Origin of the sequence: Fructilactobacillus carniphilus (assembly GCF_024029675.1) — a bacterium.
Classification (GTDB): domain Bacteria; phylum Bacillota; class Bacilli; order Lactobacillales; family Lactobacillaceae; genus Fructilactobacillus; species Fructilactobacillus carniphilus.
In genome coordinates, this window is sequence record NZ_CP097121.1 from 558,973 (window position 1) to 577,896 (window position 18,924).

Here is an 18,924-nt window from a genome sequence, read left to right on the forward strand (position 1 = left end):
TCCTTAATCAATTATTTTTTCAAAGCTTTTTTTACTTTACTTTCCAGTGGGGTCATAAATTCATTAACCGCCGCATAATCGTCTACCAAAGATACGATGACACTTTCCTTATACTTAGGCCGAGCCAAAGTTAACCCCCACATATGTTTCAAAATAATGTCTTCTTCTTTGGGAGTTAACTGGGTAATTTTTTTGGCATTTCTTAGCGCCACCCGGGGATGAATAAAGGCGTGACTTCCCACTGCAAACTTAGTCGTCCGCCAGTCGTAATAAAACAAGTCGTGCAACAAGCCCCCTCGAGCGGCTGCCCGGTAGTCCAGGTTCATTCGTTTGGCAATTCGATAACTTTCATAGGAAACATACAAGCAATGCTTTAAGCGCGTCGAATGATGATGTTGGGTATAGTTCGCTAGTTTTTGCACCGCGGGCGCTTCCAATAAATCCTGGACGCAACTCAAGTATTCCGGATCATTGCGCCAATCAGTTTTAGTCATTTTCTCACCTCGTTTAGTCCGCCTTAATGCGGAACATGATTACAGCTGCAGCAATGGCAACGTTTAAAGACTCCGCGTGACCCTTAATTGGGATATACAAGTTCTTAGTTGTTTGCTGCAATAAGGAAGAATCCATCCCATTGCCTTCATTGCCCATAATTAACGCAAAGTCCGACTGGGGATGAACCTCGCGATAATTAACCGCTGCGGGATTCAGCTCGGTTCCATAAACCGGTCGTTGCTTAGTGTGAAACCAGTCTAACACTACTTTTAAATCAGCTTCCACAACTTGAAGGTGAAACTGGCTCCCCTGCATGGCCCGTAAAACTTTTCCATTATAAGGGCTCGCCGTTCCATTGCCGAAAACTACTCCGGCAAAACCAGCTGCATCAGCAGTCCTAACCATGGTTCCAATGTTACCTGGATCTTGTACTTGGTCTAACAATAACCAAGCGCCGTGATAATTCGGTTCAACCGCGGGCGCTTGCAGTTTACAAACCAGAAAAATTCCTTGAGGAGTTGTGGTTTCCCCCAACTCTTGCGCGACTGCATCAGAAATCAGTGTCACTGGCCAACCGGTTAACTCTGAACCATGCTCTAAATCCTGATCGTCCGTCGCATAAATCATTTCAATTTCAGCTGCCGGTAAGGACGCTAGTGCTTCTTGAACCAAGTGCCAACTCTCCAGTAAATAACGTTGTTGCTGTTTACGCCCCTTAGGAGTGGCTAATTTTTTGAGTTGCTTAATTTGTTGGTTGTGTTTCGAATTAATTCGTTCCATTTTTAATCACCACTCGCTCGCTTATTAACGTCATTTTATCACATTCCCGAAAAAAGGTTGTAGTTAACTTCCGCTGCACCTAGTGAGTTTGATTGAAGTTCGCTGGGGTTTAGGTTAGTATAAGAGCTATGATTGAAACCAAAGGAGTAAGTTAAATGAAAAAAGGAAAAAAACTAGCGTTACTAGGCTTAGCTGGTCTCGCTGCTTTCACTTTGTCTGGGTGTGTACAGACTGATGCACACGGAAAGCCATACGGGTTTGTTTATGACTATCTAGCTGTTCCTGGGCAACACGTCATGGATTGGCTAGCGCAGTACGTGGGCGGTTACGGTTGGTCCTTAATTGTGATTACCGTTGTGGTTAGACTCTTGTTATTACCTATGATGGTTAGTCAGGTGAAGAAGTCAACCGTGCAACAAGAAAAAATGGCGCTGGTCAAGCCTCAACTCACCAAGTTACAACAACTGATGAAAAATGCCAAGACCCAACAAGAGCAAGTGGAATTAAACCAACAAATGATGCGCTTATACAAGGACAATAACATCAGCATGACTGGTGGCATTGGGTGTCTTCCCCTTTTAATTCAGTTACCAGTGTTTGCCGCTCTGTATGCGGCCATTCGGTACTCACCAGAGTTATCCCACACGGTTTTCATGGGGATTCAATTGGGACAAAAGAGTTTATTACTTGCCATTTTGTCCTTGGTTGTTTATGGAATTCAAGGTTACTTGTCCATGCTCGGTATGCCCAAGGATCAACGGAAGCAAATGGGCTTCATGATGCTAATCAGTCCCATTATGATTTTCTTCGTAACCATGTCTTCTCCAGCCGGATTAGGAATCTACTTCTTCATTGGTGGACTCTTCGCTATCTTACAACAACTAATCGTTAATGCTTACCGACCTAAAATCGTGGCTCAGGTTAATGCCGAAGCCAAGCGTAATCCCCCGAAAGTGGTCGTTCCAGATGAAATTGTTAAGGAAGAAGATCAGATTGAAACGGAAGAAAAAGCCGAAAATAGAGAACCACAAGCAAGTCCGCACCATCACCGCAATCAAAATAAACAACGTCATCACCATGATGAATAAAAAAAGTCGCTCCCACTGGGAACGACTTTTTTATTTTAATTATAACCAAAACTAATTGTTATTGTTTTGACCCATTCCGATTAATTCAACCAGAATTTCAAACAAGTTCAAGACATCCAGGTAAATGTTTAAAGCACCTAAAGTACTAAATTTTTCTAACTGAGCTTCTGAACTAACTTGGTTCGCAAACCGTTTTACACTTTGCGTATCTATAATGATGTAGAAAGCAAATATGACTAACATGACCACATCGATTAACAAGTACAATCCCGGAACCCGAATGAAGGCCGCCACAACTGAAAGAATAATGGCAGCTAACAGACCCCAGAACAGATAGATGGACATCGGAATGTAATCCTTTTTGGTGTGATTAGCGTAGTACGTTAACCCTCCAAACATAACAGCCGTTGCTAACATGGCTAGCCCAATCGTGTTGATGTTGTAAATCACCAACAATGGACTCACCGAAACTCCAAACAACACCGTCATCGTGTAATAAATTGCATTGGCGGTAGACGGACTTGATTTCTCGTTACTAATTGAACGAGATAGCATAAACATTAGTCCTAACATGATCACTAGGAAAATCAAAGAAGTTCCTAATCCCATTGACATAATAAAGCTACGCATGAACGTGGCCATAAAAGCCATTACTAATCCAGTAATGATAAGTCCAATCGTTACTTTTTGGTAAGTTTTCGCGATCAAACGTTGTGCTAGATCTTGGGTGTTACCCAAAATTTCACCATTCATAGTGAAACCTCCCTTTTAGTTGTAATAATTAAATTGTACCACATTTGCTGGTAAAACAGTTACTTTTAAAGCCTGTCTTGCTACCCCCAGCGGGCTTGCAGCGTCGCTAGTGAGGTTTTATCCGTAACTGTCATTTCCTGCTCTGAATTAGGCTGAACGGTAAGTGTAGTCGGTGATTCAACCACAAACGGAATTCCCGTCTGTGATAAATAGCGATATTGAGAAATCAACTCCGGCGCAATCTCTAAGAATTGCTGCTCCAATGGTGCCTGCATCCGAATTTGCTTGAACCGTTCTCCCTGTCGAAATCCAAATTCAATTAGAGAATTGTCCTTAATCTCTTTTGCCAACTTGGCTCCCGTGGTTCTTAACGGATCATTAATTTGTTCCTGCACTAAATCTAATGCTACTTGTAACTCTGAAGCATTCTGAAGTCGATCCAACACCGATTGTAATTGGTCAATTAAGCGTTGGGCTTGCAAGTGTAATTCAGCTGGCAAAGGCATCGTCGGATCAGCCATGGCCACCTGCTGATTAGCATTGGCGGCTTGTTGCAACGTCTCCACATTCCAATCACGCGGAAAGAGAATCCCTGCTACCATCAGTAGTTTGACAAACTGTAACGTGGTTAGCTGCAGCCCATCCAGTGCAAACGGATCATCATCCAGCACGCGTAATTCCAAGTATTGAATCCCAGTGTCCAGAATCGTATCTAAATCATCACTACCCTTTAATCGAACCGGTCCATAAAATTCACTAGGAGCAAATAACTGTCCCGTCTTAATGGCGTCCGCTTGTTCCTGAATGAAGCCGGTCAGCGTATTATACTCAATGTGAACGTCCGGTAAATTAGCAAATCCCTTCTGACTGGCTCGAATTGATCTAACCGGTGGTTGGAGGCCAGTTTGATTTTCATCTAAGGGACTTGCTCCGTATAAATACGTTAACAGCCAACGGAACCCTACCAAATGCTGGGTAATTTGAAACAATAATTGATTCTTCGCCGTCGTAAAATTATCTAAATGCTGTTGTTTCTGATACCACGTCACAATCGCTGGGTCCGGCGAATAACTAACGTGAATCCCACACATGATGTGGCGTAACGGTCCGTATTTGGCCAATAATAAATCACGATAACCCTGATACCATTCCCGCTTAAAGGTTTGTTCTAAAAAGGTTACGTCAGCTGCTTGCAACCGAGGTGGCATGGATAACGGCCACACAATTTCATGGGGCTGCAACTGTTCGTTTAGCAGTTGCTGTAAATTATGAAGTTGATTCGTAACCCCCACGAGCCGGTGATGCGGAGCCGTAATTAGTTCCTCCATACTTTCAGAAAAATCAGTTTGAAAATAAGGTTGGTGACGCCGATTACCTAGTTGCTGCGGATGATCAAACTGAGACAGACTTTGCCGGTCTTGATCAACGCGATGCTCTTCAATCTCAATCCCCATTTGACCCTTAAACAATAACTGCACCAACGACTGATTTGCTTGATTTACTTGCGTCATAACTTCCTGCTTTCACCTTCGTATTTCGTAAGTCGGCTTACAAAGTTTGAAGGAGGTTAAATTTGAATAACGAAATTAGCACTAAAAACGAAGCACAAACCTCACTTATTTTTAGTTACCCGTATTCTAGCAAAGGACCTTTGAAAGTCAAGCTGCACCATAAAAAAAGAACCAAGAAAACCCATGGTGTTTTCTTGGTTCTAATCAATTAATTAGTTGTTCTTTTGTGCAACGACTTCTTTGCCGTTGTAGTAGCCACAGCTAGGGCAAACGTAGTGAGACTTACGTAATTCACCACAGTTAGGACATGGACTCATGCCTGGCACTGTCAGTTTAATGTGTCCCCGACGCATATCTCTTCTTGCTTTAGAAGTTTTTCTCTTTGGTACAGCCATTAGTAATAACCTCCCTTTAATTAATTTCCACTAGTGAATTTTTAAGCCTTGTCGTCATCATCCGCATAAAACTGTTTCAGATTAGCAAGACGTGGATCAACTTGATTAGATTCCTCATGCTGATGTTTGTAATCAGCTTCAGAAATTACTTCCCAGTCGTCACCGGTTGGCATTGATGCCCCAGCTTGTTCGTCTGGGGAAAGTAATTGCATCGGAATCTGAATAATTACATTATCTGCCACTGCCTTATTAAAATCAACCTCGCCATCGTCATCAACTTTAATCACGACGACATCGTTTTCGTAACGATCTAAGGCTGCTTTTGTATTAACATAAACTTCTGTAAAGTGAAATTTAAGTGGCAATTTAAATGGAGTTAAGGAACGTGACGATGGAACGGTAACCGATCCTTGCACGTCCGCATCCACAATTACGTCACCATGATCAGCCACCGCAGAAACATTCACCGTAAACGGCGTAGCATCCAAAATTTCATCCGGATACCGGGTCGTTAAATCGGACTTTAGATCCAATTCACCCTGTTCCTCAAACGGTGCCTTTTGATAGCTTTGTAATTTTTCAAAGGACCATTTCATGTAAATCCCTCCAATGCAACAATCCCAATTATACTGATAATAAAAATCGATGTCAAGGTCTACTCCTTGATAGCTTCCATTCTAATCACAGAGCGACGCCGATCCTGAACCACCCCGGTAACCAGTTCCGTAATTAATCCCGCTCGGTTTTCCAGTTGCAGTTCGTTTTCTAAAAATGATTTCGTCGCCGTGGTAATCAACGGAATGGACAACTGTTTTTTGAGTGAGTGCAGATAACCTTGCCCGGCCGTAGACATCCCTAGAATCCTCAGGACTGGTTGATAATCAGCCACGGCGGTTGTTTGGTAGTTTAATAAGATATTCGTACACAAGCGTTGCAACCGCGGATAAGTGTATCGTTTGGTTTTAATCAACTCCAGAAACTCGGCAAAGGAATGAGTAGCTACAACTGCCCGTTTGATTCGATGCTCAAGCCCTTCTGTCATTTGATAAATGGTCCGTAATTCAGTTAACGAGTGAGAATTAATGGCATACTTCAGGTACGACCAATATTGCTCCCACGTAACGGGTTGAGCCGTGGCCATTAACCGGACGGTGGCCGCTGGCACACTAGTTAGATAGTCCCGATTCTCTGCCAACATGGCTTTTCGAATCGCCGTTCCACTGGAAATCGTGGCATGTAGATCCTGTTCTTGATGCCCGCTCACCCGTCGTTTGATGGGGACTAATTGCAACGAAGCATTGTGTGCCGCCAACGCCTGCGAATACCAAAAGCCAAGGGTGTCGTTGGGTTCCGTCAGTTCAATTCCCAGTTCGCGTTGCAGAGCTTGTTGAAACGCCTGGGGAAAGGAACGGTGATGATCTGCAAATTCCGCTCCACTGGGTTGCACTTGCTGCTGCGTAAATTGATTAAAATCCCAATCAGCATGTTCACAGCCAAAGGCCAAATAGTCACAATCCAGCGCTTGGACCAGTTCGACTGCATTCTTAGCAAACAAATGAGCGGGTTGAACGGCAGCTACCGCCGGCAATTCCACTACTAAATCAATCCCACCGGCCAATGCCATTTTCGTCCGCGTCCACTTATCAAAAATAGCTGGCTCCCCTCGTTGGGTCCAATTACCACTCATGATCGCCACGGTGACATCCGCCTGCGTTCGTTGCTGAGCTTGTTGTAACTGGTACAAATGCCCGTTATGAAAGGGAACGTATTCAGCAATAATTGCTACGGCCGTTGGTTTCATGATTTAACTCCATGGAAAAACCACCGGGTGGTCTGATCTGTAACCGGTTGTTTCCCAAAGTTGGCACTAACCGTAACGTTGGTAAACCCGGCAGAATGTAAAGCTTGTCGATATGCTTCTAGTTCATAGGTTCGTTCGTAATGAGTTTCAGAATAAGACTGGTAGGCATCTAAATCTGCTTGATACAAGAAAAAGGTCAAATCATGCTCCACCGAATGTGGCCATTCCCCAGCGTAAGTGGTCCACATAAAGGATTGCTCCTCATCCTGATAGTTATACATATATCCTGGGTACTTAACATCAGTTTGGTACGGGGTAATCACATCAAAGCAAAACTGGCCACCGGTGACCAGATGCTGAGCAACTTGCTGGAAAGCCTGGGTAACTTCATCTAAATCAGCTAGGTAACACAGAGAATCATCAAAACAGGTCACCGCATCAAATTGACCCAAGCCATCCAAAGCTAACATATTGAGTTGAAACAACGGAATTTCTAAATCAGCTGCCTCAGCATGTTGATTAGCCAAAGTGAGCATCTCACTCGACAAATCGGCCCCCGCTACCGCATAGCCAGCTTGGCCTAACAACACCAGTAAACGACCCGTACCACAAGCAAGGTCCAAAACGTTCGCACCAGGTTGCACGTATTTTTGCAGATAATTCACCCACTGGGGATATAGGTCGTTGTCAAACAACTGATCATAAAAAGTGGCAAACTGACTGTAAATCATTGCTTAATCCTCGGTAATCCAAGCAGAGATGTCTTCCACCTGTGCATCCGTCCACAATTTTTCCAGGTTGTAAAATTCACGGGTTTCTTTTTTAAACACGTGAACAATGACTTCCCCGGCTTCGATTAAAATCCAGTTCGCCTGGTCTTTACCTTCCACGTGACTAATGGAAATCTGTTGTTCTTCTAACTTATCGATAATGTTATTAGCAATTGCTTTGACCTGCCGATCAGAATCGGCGTCCATAATGACAAAGTAGCGTCCCATTACACTTAATTTTTCAATGTTTAAAACGACAATGTCGTGCGCCCGCCGCTCATCGGCAGCCTTCACAACTGTTTCTAAAATGGCTTGATTATTCATTAATCCTCCTATTTTTGGCCTGCCGCAATCACATTATAAGCAACAATCGCAGCTGGATAAATGGCTTGTTGGTTGTTCACTAATCGTTTCATCGTTTGGGCGTTTTGGTAAACGACCCCGTCCCACAGGTTATGCTGGGTAATTGCTCGAGCTTCATCAACTCCGGTAAAATCACGTTCCGGTTCAATGTAGTCTGCCATGTAGACAATTTGCGCGTACACGTCCATCACAGGAGCCCCAATGGTATGGTATTTGACGGCCCGCAGAATCCGGTTATCATTAATACCGAGTTCCCGCTGGATCATTAAGTAACCCACGTACCCGTGCCAGATTGCCCGCCCATACTTTAAGAGTTCTGGATCCAGGTGGTCCTGCTTAATTAGGGTCGTAAACTCATCTACATCACGCTGTTTGGCATAATCATGTACCAAACCAGCTAATCCTGCCACCGTCACATCTGCATCATTTTCCTGGGCCAGCTCAATGGCGGTCTGTTCAACGCGCAAACAATGCTCGAGCCGGGATTGTTTGAGCTGCTTGCTCATTTTAGCAATGATTTCATCCCGATCAAAAGCCGCATAAGCTTGATAATTTAAATTAACGTGTGCCATAAAGTTGATGCTCCTTAATGTAATCTAAAACTAAATCTGGTAATAAATAACGAACAGCTCTTCCTTGACTGAGATTGGTACGAATCAATGACGAAGACACCGCAAAAGCCGGCACTTTAATCCATTGGACTGGGTAGGGAGAAACTGCCGTTGTTTCCGGTCGGTTCACCCCCACAAAGGTGACCAGCTGGATTAAATCAGCAATCCGATACCATTTATCAAGGTAGGCAACCATATCGCCGCCAATGATGAAATAGTATTCCACGTTGGGATGCTGGGTTTGCAGCTCTTTCATCGTATCGTAACTATAACTTTTTCCCTGTCGTTCAATTTCTGCTAGCTCCAGGCCAAAGCGTTCATTTTTCTGAATCGCTAATTGTAACATGGCCACCCGATGATGAGCAGCAATAGCTTCCTTATGATCGACATGCGGTGGCAAAAAGTCCGGAAGAAAGTCCACTCGATCTAACTGCAGTTGAGCTAAAGCCTGCTCTGCAATGATTAAATGTCCCTGGTGGACCGGATTAAAGGTCCCCCCGAGTAATCCTACTTTTAATTTTCGCATTGCACAATCCTATAGTTGATAAACTCCGTGGGAGATATCGCGGCGGTTCGGCTGACTAGATTCATGAAAAAGTAAGACCGTTTTCCCAATCGTTTGGACCACTTGGATGTCGCTGTTGGCCTCAATAAATGCTTTCACATCTGCCGGAGCAACGTCCGCACTTTGTTGGATGCTGACCTTTACCAATTCTCGCTTATCAACTGCCTGAGCGACTTCTTTCAACCAGACGTCATTGAGCCCGTTTTTCCCCACCGAAAAAATCGGACGGAGTTGGTTTGCATTGGCCCGTAAAAATCGCTTTTGTTTCCCCGTTAGTTGCATAGTTTCTCCTTTACTAAAACATGGATTTTCTAATTAAGACGGCCACACCCTTTGGCGCCCAACCGGATACGACACTGCCCTTAGGCACGGTAATCCAACCTAATCCTTCAATCACTAAATCAGAAGTATCGGTCACTTTAAACTCATGGCGTTGCAGTGGAATCACGTTCTCTGATCCCGCAGGCGGAGTTAGTAATTCTCCCGCGTGCTTTTCAAAAAACGCGTCAGCATTCTCCAATTTGGTCCGGTGAATCATGAGGTTATTATCAACGTAGACCGTGAACCCCGCTTTGGGTCCGCTCACGTAGTCAAACCGTCCTAACGCCCCTAAAAAGAGGGTTTGCTCCGCATTTAACTGGTAAGAACGGGGTTTAATCCGTTTTTGGGGTGAAACGTACTTTAGATCATGACTATTTAAGTAATGTGCCATTTGACTGGCATGAATAATCCCGGGCGTATCAATTAAATCATGACCGTTATCCAATGGAATTTTGATCAAATCAAGCGTAGTACCCGGGAACTTGGACGTGGTGATAACCTGTTCCTCGCCCGAACTTTGACGAATGATTTGGTTAATTAACGTTGATTTACCCACGTTAGTGACTCCAACGACGTAAACATCTCGATTACGGGCATTTTGATTAATGACTTTTAATAAATCATCAACGGATTGATTGGTCCGGGCTGAAACCAGTTCCACGCCCACCGGACGAATTCCGGCCCGATTGACCATTTGCCGTAGCCAATCTTTAACCTTTTTGGGTTTAAATGATGCTGGGAGTAAGTCGACCTTATTGCCCACTACGAGCACCGGATTATCACCGACAAAGCGTTGTAAACCGGGAATCAAACTTCCGTTGACGTCAAAAATATCAACCACGTAGACTACCAGTGAATTAGTCGTCCCAATTTGACTCAGTAAATTTAAAAATTCATCATCAGAAACGCTCACTGGTTGGATTTCATTGTAATGACGCAACCGAAAACAGCGTTGGCAATACAATTCCCCGGTTTTCATCCCTTTGGCTAAGGCCCCTTTCGGGGTATAGCCAGGTGCTTCTGGATCCGTGGTTTGAATCTGAGCTCCACAACCGATGCAAAGCAAAGGTTCTGTTTCAGTTGTCTCTTTTCCTTGGTTTTCATCCATTAATCAATATCTTCCTTCCACTGTAAGTGATATTTCTTGCGAATTAGCCGGTAGACCAGTTTTTCGAGCTGCCGATTAATCTTGGTAGGCAATAAATCAGTTTTCACGAGGGGTTTCACCCAAATACTCTTAATCTTACAGTTATTAGCCGCTAATACGTCGGTTAATAGTTGGTCACCCACCATCACTACTTCACCCCGATTAAGGTGGTCCTGCTTTAACACCCGTTTAATTCCAACCGGTAGTGGCTTCAGGGCATGGGCCACGAACGGCAACTGCAGATCAGCAATTGCATGTTTAACTCGGCGCGGATTATTGTTGGAGACCACCACTAACTTGATCCCGGCAGCATGTAAAGACTCCATCCAATGCCTTAATCTTTTTGTACTGGTTTTATTGTTCCAAGGAATGAGGGTATTATCTAAATCAGCCAAAACGGTTGTAATCCCGTGTCGCTTTAGTTTTTGGGGGGAAATATGAAACACACTTTCCACCATCCAGGTTGGTTTAAAAACTCTTAACATAAAAACCCTCTCTTCTTTGTCGTTTATCCCCTATTTTAAAGCATCTGCTGGAGAAATAGTAGCCCTGTAAAAAACAAAAAACTTCCACCAGTCATCACTAGCAGAAGTCTTTTACGCTTATTTTATAAAGCTTTTTTTGCTTCGGCAACTAAGGCTGCAAAAGCATCAGCATCATTCACAGCCAAGTCAGCCAACATTTTCCGGTTTACGTCAATGTTAGCGGCCTTTAAACCGTGCATTAATTTGCTGTAGCTAATGTCGTTCATCCGAGCTGCTGCGTTGATTCGAGTAATCCAAAGTTTCCGGAAGTTACCCTTGTTGTTACGACGATCACGAAAGGCATATTCCCGTGATTTCATTACTTGATCTTTAGCAGTTTTAAAGAGTCGGTGTTTTCCACCGCGGTATCCCTTAGCTAGTTTAAGGACGCGTTTGCGCCGGTTCCGTGTAGCAGTTCCGCCTTTTACTCGTGGCATATTAAAATCCCCCTAGATTAAAATTTAACTTAGTTTATTTCTTTAATAATTCAGTGTAGGTCTTAACCCAAATGTTGTTTAACATGTGAGTCCCACGTAAGTGACGACGTTGTTTCTTCGTCTTTCCGTGGAAACGGTGACTAGTAAAAGCATGGGCACTCTTTAACCCACCCTTAGCAGTTTTCTTAAACCGCTTAGCAACTGCACGGTTTGATTTCATTTTTGGCATAACAATTTCCTCCTCTTTGGTTTACAAACGTAAACTAGTTTTTAGTTTTATTACTTGGTGCAAGCATCAAGAACATACTCCGGCCATCCATTTTAGCTCGTTGCGTAACGGTCGCAATGTCAGATAAAGCGTCAGCCATCCGATTTAAGACATCTCGACCAATTTCTTTATGCGTAATGGCCCGACCTTTAAACCGAATTGAAACCCGGACCTTTTCGCCCTTCGTTAAGAACTTTTGCGCATTCTTCAACTTCGTGTTGAAGTCATTCGTATCAATCGTTGGACTCAACCGAATTTCCTTCACGCTTACCGTTTTTTGCTTCTTACGAGCTTCACGTTCTTTCTTTTGTCGATTGAACCGGTACTTCCCGTAATCAAGAATTTTAGCAACCGCTGGCTTAGCGTTTGGTGCGACTAAGACTAAGTCCAAGTTCGCATCTTCAGCAATTTGCATTGCTTCCGCCTTTGATTTCAACCCAAGTTTGTTTCCTTGATCATCAATAACCATCATTTCACGAGCTTTAATTCCATCGTTGACCATTTGATCTCTTTTTGCTATGGTGATTCACCTCCAAGTAAATTTCAAAGCAGAAAAAAGGCAGGAACTCAACTGAGCTCCCGCCTTTTTCTATGGGGAACCCCATAGAATTGCATCCGATTAGCCCAGCGACCATTTGTCCCTAAGGCGAGAAGCGGGAAGCCTCTGCTTTTAACCATTTAATCATATCAAGGCTATAATTACTTGTCAACCTTTTCTTTTGCTTGATCATCTTTAGTCTCATCACGTGAATAACTAGCGATATCTTTCATGATTTCAACCGTGAAGTCATCCATTGATAATTCCCGACTGTCATCTTCTCCGTACTTACGAACTGAGATCGTGTCGTTGTTAACTTCATCGTCACCAACCACAATCGTGTACGGAATTTTATGCGTCTGCGCATCCCGAATTAAGTAACCCATCTTTTCAGAACGTTCGTCCACTGCCGACCGGATGTGCATGGCTTGCAGTTTTTCGTTGATTTGGCGCGCGTATTGACCGTGTTTTTCATCACTAACTGGAATGATCTGCACTTGTTTTGGTGCTAACCAGGTTGGGAAAGCTCCTTTGTACATTTCAATTAGGTAGGCTGTGAACCGTTCCATCGTTGAAACTAAACCACGGTGAATCATAACGGGACGGTGTTCTTGACCGTCTTCACCCACGTAGTGTAAATCAAACCGTTCAGGTAGCATGAAGTCCAGTTGAATCGTTGACAACGTTTCTTCATTACCAAGGGCCGTCTTCGTTTGTACGTCCAGTTTAGGACCGTAGAAGGCTGCTTCCCCTTCGGCTTCGACGTAGTCTAACCCTAATTCATCCATGGCACCTTTCAACATCGTTTGCGCCTTGTTCCACATTTCGTCATCGTCAAAGTATTTTTCCGTGTTTTCTGGGTCACGGTAACTAAGCCGGAACGTGTAGTTGTCGATGTCAAAGTCATGGTAAACTTCCATCATTAAGTTCAGGATCTTCTTAAATTCATCTTGGATTTGATCCGGAGCAACGAACGTGTGACCATCGTTAAGCGTCATTTCCCGAACCCGTTGTAATCCACTGAGGGCTCCCGATTTTTCGTAACGGTGCATCATTCCTAGTTCTGCAATCCGGAGTGGTAATTCCCGGTAGGAACGGATGTGGTGGTTGTAAATTTGAATGTGAGAAGGACAGTTCATCGGACGTAATTCCAACATTTCATCGTCGTCCATTTTCATTGGTGGGAACATGTCATCACGATAGTGTTCCCAGTGACCAGACTGCTTGTACAGATCCAAGTTAGCAAGGACTGGAGTGTAAACGTGTTGATAACCGTTAGCAACTTCCTTGTCGACGATGTAACGTTCAATCGTCCGCCGAATCGTAGCCCCGTTTGGCATCCAATATGGTAATCCCGCTCCAACCTTTGGATCAACGAAGAACAAGTCCAAGTTATTTCCAATCACCCGGTGATCCCGTTCCCGTGCTTCTTGCCGTTTCTTTAAGTCTGCTTCTAAGTCAGCAGCTTTGTAAAAGGCCGTTCCGTATAACCGTTGTAGCATGGGGTTAGATGACTTGCCTTCCCAGTAAGCTCCAGCTACGGATAACAGTTTAAAGTGCTTTAAGTCCTTAAGACTAGGAGCTGCAACAACTTGAGCGTAGACTAATTGACCACCAATTTCATAGAAAGGAACTTCGCCACTATCAAGTTCCTTAATCAATTCGGTCTGGTACCGATCACCGCTAACTTCGTTTAAAGCGTCATCCTTGCTTAAGGTTACTCGTTTAACGGAAGCGTTGTCCTTGATGACCCGTTGCATCTTATCAGCTAAGCCATCTAGTTCATCAGCACTGATTTGACGTTCATCTTTTTCCGTATCAACGTAAAAGCCGTCTTCATCAGCAGCTAAGCGACCCAGTCGAACTCCGGGAAATTCTCGTTTTACTACTGCTGCCAGTAGTTCAGCTGCACTTTGGCGTAAAACAGTTAAACCAGCTTCTGAATCAGCCGTAATAATTTCTAACTTCCCACCAGCCGTTAACGGAGCTTGGACGTCCACTAGTTGACCATCAACCTTTCCGGCAATGGTTTTTTTGGCTAAGCTAACTGAGATTGATTTAGCAATCTCGGCAATCGTAATTCCACTATCAAACGCTTGGTTGCGTCCGTCTGGAAATTCAAACGTAATTTGTGCCATTTTCATTCCTCCTAAATAAAAAGCCCCCTGGTAAAAATACCAAGGGGCGTCGTCTCGACGCGGTTCCACCCAAATTATCCGAAAATCGGATATCTCTGTTAACCACATTTATTCACATTGTTTTAAGTAAGGTGGTAAGTTAAACCTGCCAACAAGTAGCTTCCAGAATTGAACTACTCTCTCTGTGAATTTAGGCCTAACCCATATCCTTATCTAGTAGTCTAATCACCAAATGAACCAGTGTCAAGCGCAAGAACTTAATTTCTTAAATTATTGCCATTCAAATAAACCGGACGAGCTAAGAATTTAATTCGTTCCATTAATCGTTGCGCCTTGAGTGGCTCTGCTTCATTGCGGGCGGTAACTGCCAAATGTTCCTTGGCTAACTCATCCATAGAGAAGTTAGAAGTGAAAAACGTGGGTAGTTGATTTTGCATCCGGTATTCCAAGATCACACCCAACACATCATCCCGAATCCAAGCAGACATCGAATCTGCTCCGATATCATCAATAATCAAAACCGGCATTTTTTTAACTTGATCAACCTTCGATTTAAACGTATTGTCACCAATCGCGTTTTTTAGTTCCACTGCAAACGATGGGAAGTGCACCAACATGGTTTTGACGCCATGATCAGAGAGCCGGTGCGCCATCGCAGCCATCACAAAGGTTTTTCCCACCCCAAATGGTCCGTATAAATACAACGCCTTTTGGTGTTTCTGCGAATCCTGTTCATAATTTTCAATGAAGTTAATTAAATCAATAATGACCTCTTCTTGATCGGGAGTCGGCTCATAATCTTCAAAGTTAACCCGTTTGATTTCAGGGGTCATTCCCACAGTTACAAAGTTATTCTTCATCCGTTGGTTGCGTTGCCGTCGTAAAAAGTCTTTGGTCGGTTGGTAGGCAACCTCGATTAAATGATCGTTTACCACTAGTTGCGGCGCATATCCGGGGGCAAAAGTAGTCTGTCCCGCTGCCATTTTCTTTTTCTCATTCACAAATTCATAGAGCTTCGACGCCGATTTTTGCACCGCTTGGGGAGCCAATTCAGCTTGGTGCTCCCGGACAAATTCCTGCACATCCGGGTCAGCATACACGGATTGCAACAGTTTTTGGTACTGTTCGGTCAAATGGTGGTTTTGCATGGAAGTTTTCAACCCCTTCCCCACGTTTTTCATTTCTATTCACTCCCCTCTGATTGATTATTCCGTAATTTTGCTAGTTTTTCTTTAATTAATTTTCGATTAGAGGCCGAAGCCTGCTTCGTCGACCGTTGATGATCAGCTTGATAAGCCCATTCTGGCAAGGTTTCTTTTACCGTTTGTTGTTTTTGCTTCGTTCGCTTGGTGCGCTGCTTCGTTATTCGTTGTTCACGTTGCTTAATTTCTGTCAGCGCCTGAGCTGCGGTTTGAATGTGACGCTGAGCCCAGTCATTGGCAATCGTATCTAACAAATTTTTATTCAGTGTCGGATTTTCCCGATCGACCAGCAATAAGTAAATGAGCATGTTGACTACCGCACTGGGTAAAACGTTTTGTTCCAACAATTGGCGTAACGATCGCTCTTCGGCAGCTGTCGCATACCCACCTTTTTCTTGTTTGATAGCACTTAAAAAAGGAACCGGCGCGGTAGTTTCAGCTACTTGGAGTAGCTCGCGTTCTTGACTAGTAAAACTAACGTTAGCGTTATCAGCATGATTAGTCGTTGTCTGCGGTTCTGGCTGAGTGGCTGGCGTCGACTGATATTTTCTCGCCATTAGTAACTGAAACTTCTGCTTGTCAAAGCGATTGGTAGTGAGATTAGTAGCTTGTTCAACTACCCGAGCCATCTCCGTTTCCTCTACTCCATAAAGCTGTTTAGTTACCGCAAACAAAGGCTGATTCTTTTTTACATCCGCTAAATTAACAAACGAACTCTGTAAGATACTAAGCATTAACTGGAGATCAACGGTGGGCAAATCTGATTTTACCGTGGTTGATTCAGAAATCTGGGACCGCTGCTGAGCTGCTTTGACTAACGGAGCACCAGTTGTTGGTTGCGTCGCAAAAACCTGCCAAAAGCTGTGGGTCTGATCATCAAAATTGCTTACATCAACCGGAGTCGGTAACAATTGCTGCGTTAGTTCTACAAATTGATTTTCGCCTACCATTTCCAACAAAAATTGACTTAACGTGTCATTTTCGAAAAAGACCACCGGCGTCAGTGGATCCACCAACCGGTAATGAAACTGGGTTTGGTCTGTATACACCTGCAATAACCCTGCTCCCTCTAGCTTTAGCCGAGCCTGGTATAGTGCTTCTGCATCAATTTGTAACGTACTCATCAAACTAAAATGACCCTGAAATTGTTGCGGTTGGTGCCACAGTAAGTTAACCAACGCATATGCATCGTTACCAATCATTGGTAAATACAAACGATCCAGGCTCATTCGCTGTTCTGTGGTCAATTCATGTGCTCGTAGAACCTGAAACTTACTTTGCGGATCAATTGAATGCTGATTATTTGTCATCATGATCACTTTCTGATGATGAAGCTGTCTCATTTCCCATTAATTCTTGCATTTTAGCATAAAATTCATTCATGTCTTTAAATTGACGGTACACACTGGCAAACCGAATGTACGCAATCTCATCCACATCTTTAAGACCGTTCATAACGGATTCCCCAATTGCTTTACTAGAAACTTCATGACTGCCGGTATCTTGATTTTCGATGTTCTGTTTGGTCTGATTAACGATCTCATTCATTTGCGCCATCGACACCGGCCGTTTTTCACACGAACGAATAATCCCTCGGAGTAATTTATCAGTACTAAATTCTTCCCGGTCACCGTTCTTCTTAATAACCAGTAACGGAGTAGCTTCAATTGTTTCAAACGTGGTAAACCGATAACCACAGTGCTCACATTCTCGCCGCCGCCTAATTTCTGTTCCCCCATCTAGGGGACGACTATCAATCACTTTAGACGAAGCTTGGTGACACCTTGGACACTTCATTATTTCACCTCAGATTCTCAATAAAACGCTGGAGTTCTCGACAAAGTTGCTGTTTGCCGTAGGTACTGTCAACGACCTGATCGGCTAAAGCAGCCTTAGTTTGTTGTGACCACTGGGCCCCGATTAATCGACTAGCCCAACTAATCGAAACCTGATCCCGCGCAATTAGCCGCTGCATCTGGACCAGGGGGTCACAGGTCACCATTAAAATTAAATCTACGTAACTGGTAAACCCGTTTTCAAACAAGGTCGGGGCATCCAGAATCAACCAGTCAGAAGCCGTTGTTTCCGTGATGACCTTTAATAGGGCCGGATTAATAATCCGAACTAGTTGTTTTAACTGGTGCGGATTATTAAAAACAACGCGACCCAATTTTTGGCGATCAATCTGTCCGTCCGTTTGTACTGCTGAGCCAAAAATGGCCGTAATTTGTTGAATCACATCATGATCGTAGTCCTCTAACTCATGCGTCAGTTGATCTAAATCCAAAACCGGAAACCCTTGTTCCCGCAAATAAGCAGCTGCCGTTGATTTACCGGTGGCAATGCCGCCCGTCAATCCAATTATTCTAGTCACTTAAATCACCATGAACCACTTGGCACTGGGGACAGAAGGTCGTTCCCCGTTGAGCCACTTTAATTTTTTCCATGGGTGTTCCACATCGTCGGCACGGTTCACCTTTCCGACCATAAGCCTGTAGTTGATTTTGAAATTCGCCGGCTTCACCAAAGGCGTTCGAATACGAGTGCACCGTGGTTCCATGCCCTTTAATGGCAGCAGCAATTTCTTTAATAATGTTTTGCCGAAGCGTTTCAATCTCTGCATCACTAACATAGTTAGTCATTTGCTCTGGATGAATTTTAGACATCCACAGCACCTCGTCACAATAAATGTTACCGAGACCTGCGACTTGGGATTGATCCAGTAAGAAGGCCTTGATTTTTCGATGGGATTTATGCAGTCGTTCTTTAAGATACGTAAAACTTAAGTCAGCATCCGTTGGTTCGGGACCAATTTTATTTAATCCTGATAAATTCATGACCTCGTCATCCTTTACGAGCGCCATTTTTCCAAACATCCGAGTATCCTTGTACCACAACTCGCGGCCATCGTTGAGATGAAAAACGATATTGGTATGTTTAGGTCGTGGCGATCCCTCTGGCTCAACTTCGTATTTTCCTTCCATCCGCAAGTGCGAAACCAGGGTTAAATCATCACTGAGTCGAAATAATAAATACTTTCCCCGGCGGTCAATCCGAATAATTTGTTTACCCGCAAGCTCCTTTTCAAAATCAGCAGCAGGGATATTAATCATTTTCGGGTACAAGACTTCAACGGATTCAATTGTTGCGCCTTGCACTAATTTAGTTAGTCCGGAACGGACGGTTTCTACTTCTGGTAATTCAGGCATTTTTCCAC

General features: G+C 43.8%; 24 protein-coding genes. 1 reads left to right on the plus strand and 23 read right to left on the minus strand.

Features of this window, described 5'->3' with window-relative positions; all coding sequences use genetic code 11:
* Nucleotides 1-11: 11 nt before the first annotated feature.
* A complete protein-coding gene (locus M3M37_RS02875) occupies nucleotides 12-494 on the minus strand; it encodes an HD domain-containing protein (RefSeq protein ID WP_252795645.1) in 483 nt (160 codons plus the stop codon).
* A 13-nt stretch (nucleotides 495-507) separates the two neighbouring features.
* Nucleotides 508-1,275: a TrmH family RNA methyltransferase gene (locus tag M3M37_RS02880; RefSeq protein ID WP_252795646.1), complete on the minus strand. Its 768-nt coding sequence runs from the start codon at nucleotides 1,273-1,275 to the stop codon at nucleotides 508-510.
* Nucleotides 1,276-1,430: 155 nt separating this feature from the next.
* Here M3M37_RS02880 and yidC point away from each other — a divergent pair, with 155 nt between their 5' ends.
* On the plus strand, nucleotides 1,431-2,363 hold the full coding sequence (gene yidC / locus M3M37_RS02885) for a membrane protein insertase YidC (RefSeq protein ID WP_252795647.1): 933 nt from the start codon (nucleotides 1,431-1,433) through the stop codon (nucleotides 2,361-2,363).
* A 51-nt stretch (nucleotides 2,364-2,414) separates the two neighbouring features.
* On the opposite strand, the gene M3M37_RS02890 is transcribed toward yidC, so the two are convergent.
* From M3M37_RS02890 to mutM, 21 genes are all read right to left on the minus strand, one after another.
* Nucleotides 2,415-3,116, minus strand: coding sequence for a Bax inhibitor-1/YccA family protein (locus tag M3M37_RS02890; RefSeq protein ID WP_252795648.1), 702 nt, complete (start codon nucleotides 3,114-3,116; stop codon nucleotides 2,415-2,417).
* 80 nt (nucleotides 3,117-3,196) lie between these two features.
* The gene (locus tag M3M37_RS02895) at nucleotides 3,197-4,627 is read right to left on the minus strand and encodes a glutamate--cysteine ligase (RefSeq protein WP_252795649.1); all 1,431 of its coding nucleotides are present in this window, start codon (nucleotides 4,625-4,627) and stop codon (nucleotides 3,197-3,199) included.
* 212 nt (nucleotides 4,628-4,839) lie between these two features.
* The gene (rpmF, locus tag M3M37_RS02900) at nucleotides 4,840-5,022 is read right to left on the minus strand and encodes a 50S ribosomal protein L32 (RefSeq protein WP_252750151.1); all 183 of its coding nucleotides are present in this window, start codon (nucleotides 5,020-5,022) and stop codon (nucleotides 4,840-4,842) included.
* Between the two features lie 41 nt (nucleotides 5,023-5,063).
* A complete protein-coding gene (locus M3M37_RS02905) occupies nucleotides 5,064-5,618 on the minus strand; it encodes a YceD family protein (RefSeq protein WP_252795650.1) in 555 nt (184 codons plus the stop codon).
* Nucleotides 5,619-5,677: 59 nt separating this feature from the next.
* Entirely contained in the window at nucleotides 5,678-6,823 is a 1,146-nt protein-coding gene (locus M3M37_RS02910) for a nucleotidyltransferase (RefSeq protein WP_252795651.1), read from the minus strand.
* Nucleotides 6,820-7,554, minus strand: a complete 735-nt coding sequence (locus M3M37_RS02915) for a class I SAM-dependent DNA methyltransferase (protein WP_252795652.1) — start codon at nucleotides 7,552-7,554, stop codon at nucleotides 6,820-6,822. The genes M3M37_RS02910 and M3M37_RS02915 overlap by 4 nt, the downstream gene beginning before the upstream one ends.
* 3 nt (nucleotides 7,555-7,557) lie before the next feature.
* Complete coding sequence (gene rsfS / locus M3M37_RS02920; protein WP_252795653.1) at nucleotides 7,558-7,917, minus strand: ribosome silencing factor; 360 nt, start codon at nucleotides 7,915-7,917, stop codon at nucleotides 7,558-7,560.
* An 8-nt stretch (nucleotides 7,918-7,925) separates the two neighbouring features.
* Nucleotides 7,926-8,528 carry a bis(5'-nucleosyl)-tetraphosphatase (symmetrical) YqeK gene (yqeK, locus tag M3M37_RS02925; RefSeq protein WP_252795654.1) on the minus strand — a complete coding sequence of 201 codons (603 nt, stop codon included), beginning with the start codon at nucleotides 8,526-8,528 and terminating at the stop codon, nucleotides 7,926-7,928.
* On the minus strand, nucleotides 8,515-9,093 hold the full coding sequence (locus M3M37_RS02930; protein ID WP_252795655.1) for a nicotinate-nucleotide adenylyltransferase: 579 nt from the start codon (nucleotides 9,091-9,093) through the stop codon (nucleotides 8,515-8,517). The genes yqeK and M3M37_RS02930 overlap by 14 nt, the downstream gene beginning before the upstream one ends.
* Before the next feature lie 9 nt (nucleotides 9,094-9,102).
* Nucleotides 9,103-9,414 (minus strand): ribosome assembly RNA-binding protein YhbY, encoded by a 312-nt coding sequence (gene yhbY / locus M3M37_RS02935; RefSeq protein WP_252795656.1) that lies wholly within the window; start codon nucleotides 9,412-9,414, stop codon nucleotides 9,103-9,105.
* A 13-nt stretch (nucleotides 9,415-9,427) separates the two neighbouring features.
* Entirely contained in the window at nucleotides 9,428-10,561 is a 1,134-nt protein-coding gene (gene yqeH, locus M3M37_RS02940; RefSeq protein ID WP_252795657.1) for a ribosome biogenesis GTPase YqeH, read from the minus strand.
* Entirely contained in the window at nucleotides 10,561-11,085 is a 525-nt protein-coding gene (locus tag M3M37_RS02945) for a YqeG family HAD IIIA-type phosphatase (protein ID WP_252795658.1), read from the minus strand. The genes yqeH and M3M37_RS02945 overlap by 1 nt, the downstream gene beginning before the upstream one ends.
* Nucleotides 11,086-11,207: 122 nt before the next feature.
* The gene (gene rplT / locus M3M37_RS02950) at nucleotides 11,208-11,561 is read right to left on the minus strand and encodes a 50S ribosomal protein L20 (RefSeq protein ID WP_252795659.1); all 354 of its coding nucleotides are present in this window, start codon (nucleotides 11,559-11,561) and stop codon (nucleotides 11,208-11,210) included.
* 34 nt (nucleotides 11,562-11,595) lie between these two features.
* The gene (rpmI, locus tag M3M37_RS02955; RefSeq protein WP_252795660.1) at nucleotides 11,596-11,790 is read right to left on the minus strand and encodes a 50S ribosomal protein L35; all 195 of its coding nucleotides are present in this window, start codon (nucleotides 11,788-11,790) and stop codon (nucleotides 11,596-11,598) included.
* Between the two features lie 34 nt (nucleotides 11,791-11,824).
* The gene (gene infC, locus M3M37_RS02960; RefSeq protein ID WP_252795661.1) at nucleotides 11,825-12,331 is read right to left on the minus strand and encodes a translation initiation factor IF-3; all 507 of its coding nucleotides are present in this window, start codon (nucleotides 12,329-12,331) and stop codon (nucleotides 11,825-11,827) included.
* Between the two features lie 197 nt (nucleotides 12,332-12,528).
* Nucleotides 12,529-14,505 (minus strand): threonine--tRNA ligase, encoded by a 1,977-nt coding sequence (thrS, locus tag M3M37_RS02965; protein ID WP_252795662.1) that lies wholly within the window; start codon nucleotides 14,503-14,505, stop codon nucleotides 12,529-12,531.
* A 257-nt stretch (nucleotides 14,506-14,762) separates the two neighbouring features.
* Complete coding sequence (gene dnaI / locus M3M37_RS02970; protein WP_252795663.1) at nucleotides 14,763-15,686, minus strand: primosomal protein DnaI; 924 nt, start codon at nucleotides 15,684-15,686, stop codon at nucleotides 14,763-14,765.
* Nucleotides 15,687-15,688: 2 nt separating this feature from the next.
* Nucleotides 15,689-17,020, minus strand: a complete 1,332-nt coding sequence (locus tag M3M37_RS02975; protein WP_252795664.1) for a DnaD domain protein — start codon at nucleotides 17,018-17,020, stop codon at nucleotides 15,689-15,691.
* Complete coding sequence (gene nrdR, locus M3M37_RS02980) at nucleotides 17,007-17,504, minus strand: transcriptional regulator NrdR (protein ID WP_252795665.1); 498 nt, start codon at nucleotides 17,502-17,504, stop codon at nucleotides 17,007-17,009. Before nrdR ends, M3M37_RS02975 begins: the two co-directional genes overlap by 14 nt.
* 4 nt (nucleotides 17,505-17,508) lie before the next feature.
* Nucleotides 17,509-18,081 carry a dephospho-CoA kinase gene (gene coaE, locus M3M37_RS02985; protein ID WP_252795666.1) on the minus strand — a complete coding sequence of 191 codons (573 nt, stop codon included), beginning with the start codon at nucleotides 18,079-18,081 and terminating at the stop codon, nucleotides 17,509-17,511.
* Entirely contained in the window at nucleotides 18,074-18,916 is an 843-nt protein-coding gene (mutM, locus tag M3M37_RS02990; RefSeq protein WP_252795667.1) for a DNA-formamidopyrimidine glycosylase, read from the minus strand. Before mutM ends, coaE begins: the two co-directional genes overlap by 8 nt.
* Nucleotides 18,917-18,924: the final 8 nt, after the last annotated feature.

Excerpts from the sequence above, each read along its gene's own strand:
- M3M37_RS02875 (WP_252795645.1), bottom strand. The coding sequence starts at position 494 with ATGACTAAAACTGATTGGCGCAATGATCCGGAATACTTGAGTTGCGTC.
- M3M37_RS02880 (WP_252795646.1), bottom strand. The coding sequence starts at position 1,275 with ATGGAACGAATTAATTCGAAACACAACCAACAAATTAAGCAACTCAAA.
- yidC (WP_252795647.1), top strand. The coding sequence starts at position 1,431 with ATGAAAAAAGGAAAAAAACTAGCGTTACTAGGCTTAGCTGGTCTCGCT.
- M3M37_RS02890 (WP_252795648.1), bottom strand. The coding sequence starts at position 3,116 with ATGAATGGTGAAATTTTGGGTAACACCCAAGATCTAGCACAACGTTTG.
- M3M37_RS02895 (WP_252795649.1), bottom strand. The coding sequence starts at position 4,627 with ATGACGCAAGTAAATCAAGCAAATCAGTCGTTGGTGCAGTTATTGTTT.
- rpmF (WP_252750151.1), bottom strand. The coding sequence starts at position 5,022 with ATGGCTGTACCAAAGAGAAAAACTTCTAAAGCAAGAAGAGATATGCGT.
- M3M37_RS02905 (WP_252795650.1), bottom strand. The coding sequence starts at position 5,618 with ATGAAATGGTCCTTTGAAAAATTACAAAGCTATCAAAAGGCACCGTTT.
- M3M37_RS02910 (WP_252795651.1), bottom strand. The coding sequence starts at position 6,823 with ATGAAACCAACGGCCGTAGCAATTATTGCTGAATACGTTCCCTTTCAT.
- M3M37_RS02915 (WP_252795652.1), bottom strand. The coding sequence starts at position 7,554 with ATGATTTACAGTCAGTTTGCCACTTTTTATGATCAGTTGTTTGACAAC.
- rsfS (WP_252795653.1), bottom strand. The coding sequence starts at position 7,917 with ATGAATAATCAAGCCATTTTAGAAACAGTTGTGAAGGCTGCCGATGAG.
- yqeK (WP_252795654.1), bottom strand. The coding sequence starts at position 8,528 with ATGGCACACGTTAATTTAAATTATCAAGCTTATGCGGCTTTTGATCGG.
- M3M37_RS02930 (WP_252795655.1), bottom strand. The coding sequence starts at position 9,093 with ATGCGAAAATTAAAAGTAGGATTACTCGGGGGGACCTTTAATCCGGTC.
- yhbY (WP_252795656.1), bottom strand. The coding sequence starts at position 9,414 with ATGCAACTAACGGGGAAACAAAAGCGATTTTTACGGGCCAATGCAAAC.
- yqeH (WP_252795657.1), bottom strand. The coding sequence starts at position 10,561 with ATGGATGAAAACCAAGGAAAAGAGACAACTGAAACAGAACCTTTGCTT.
- M3M37_RS02945 (WP_252795658.1), bottom strand. The coding sequence starts at position 11,085 with ATGTTAAGAGTTTTTAAACCAACCTGGATGGTGGAAAGTGTGTTTCAT.
- rplT (WP_252795659.1), bottom strand. The coding sequence starts at position 11,561 with ATGCCACGAGTAAAAGGCGGAACTGCTACACGGAACCGGCGCAAACGC.
- rpmI (WP_252795660.1), bottom strand. The coding sequence starts at position 11,790 with ATGCCAAAAATGAAATCAAACCGTGCAGTTGCTAAGCGGTTTAAGAAA.
- infC (WP_252795661.1), bottom strand. The coding sequence starts at position 12,331 with ATGGTCAACGATGGAATTAAAGCTCGTGAAATGATGGTTATTGATGAT.
- thrS (WP_252795662.1), bottom strand. The coding sequence starts at position 14,505 with ATGGCACAAATTACGTTTGAATTTCCAGACGGACGCAACCAAGCGTTT.
- dnaI (WP_252795663.1), bottom strand. The coding sequence starts at position 15,686 with ATGAAAAACGTGGGGAAGGGGTTGAAAACTTCCATGCAAAACCACCAT.
- M3M37_RS02975 (WP_252795664.1), bottom strand. The coding sequence starts at position 17,020 with ATGATGACAAATAATCAGCATTCAATTGATCCGCAAAGTAAGTTTCAG.
- nrdR (WP_252795665.1), bottom strand. The coding sequence starts at position 17,504 with ATGAAGTGTCCAAGGTGTCACCAAGCTTCGTCTAAAGTGATTGATAGT.
- mutM (WP_252795667.1), bottom strand. The coding sequence starts at position 18,916 with ATGCCTGAATTACCAGAAGTAGAAACCGTCCGTTCCGGACTAACTAAA.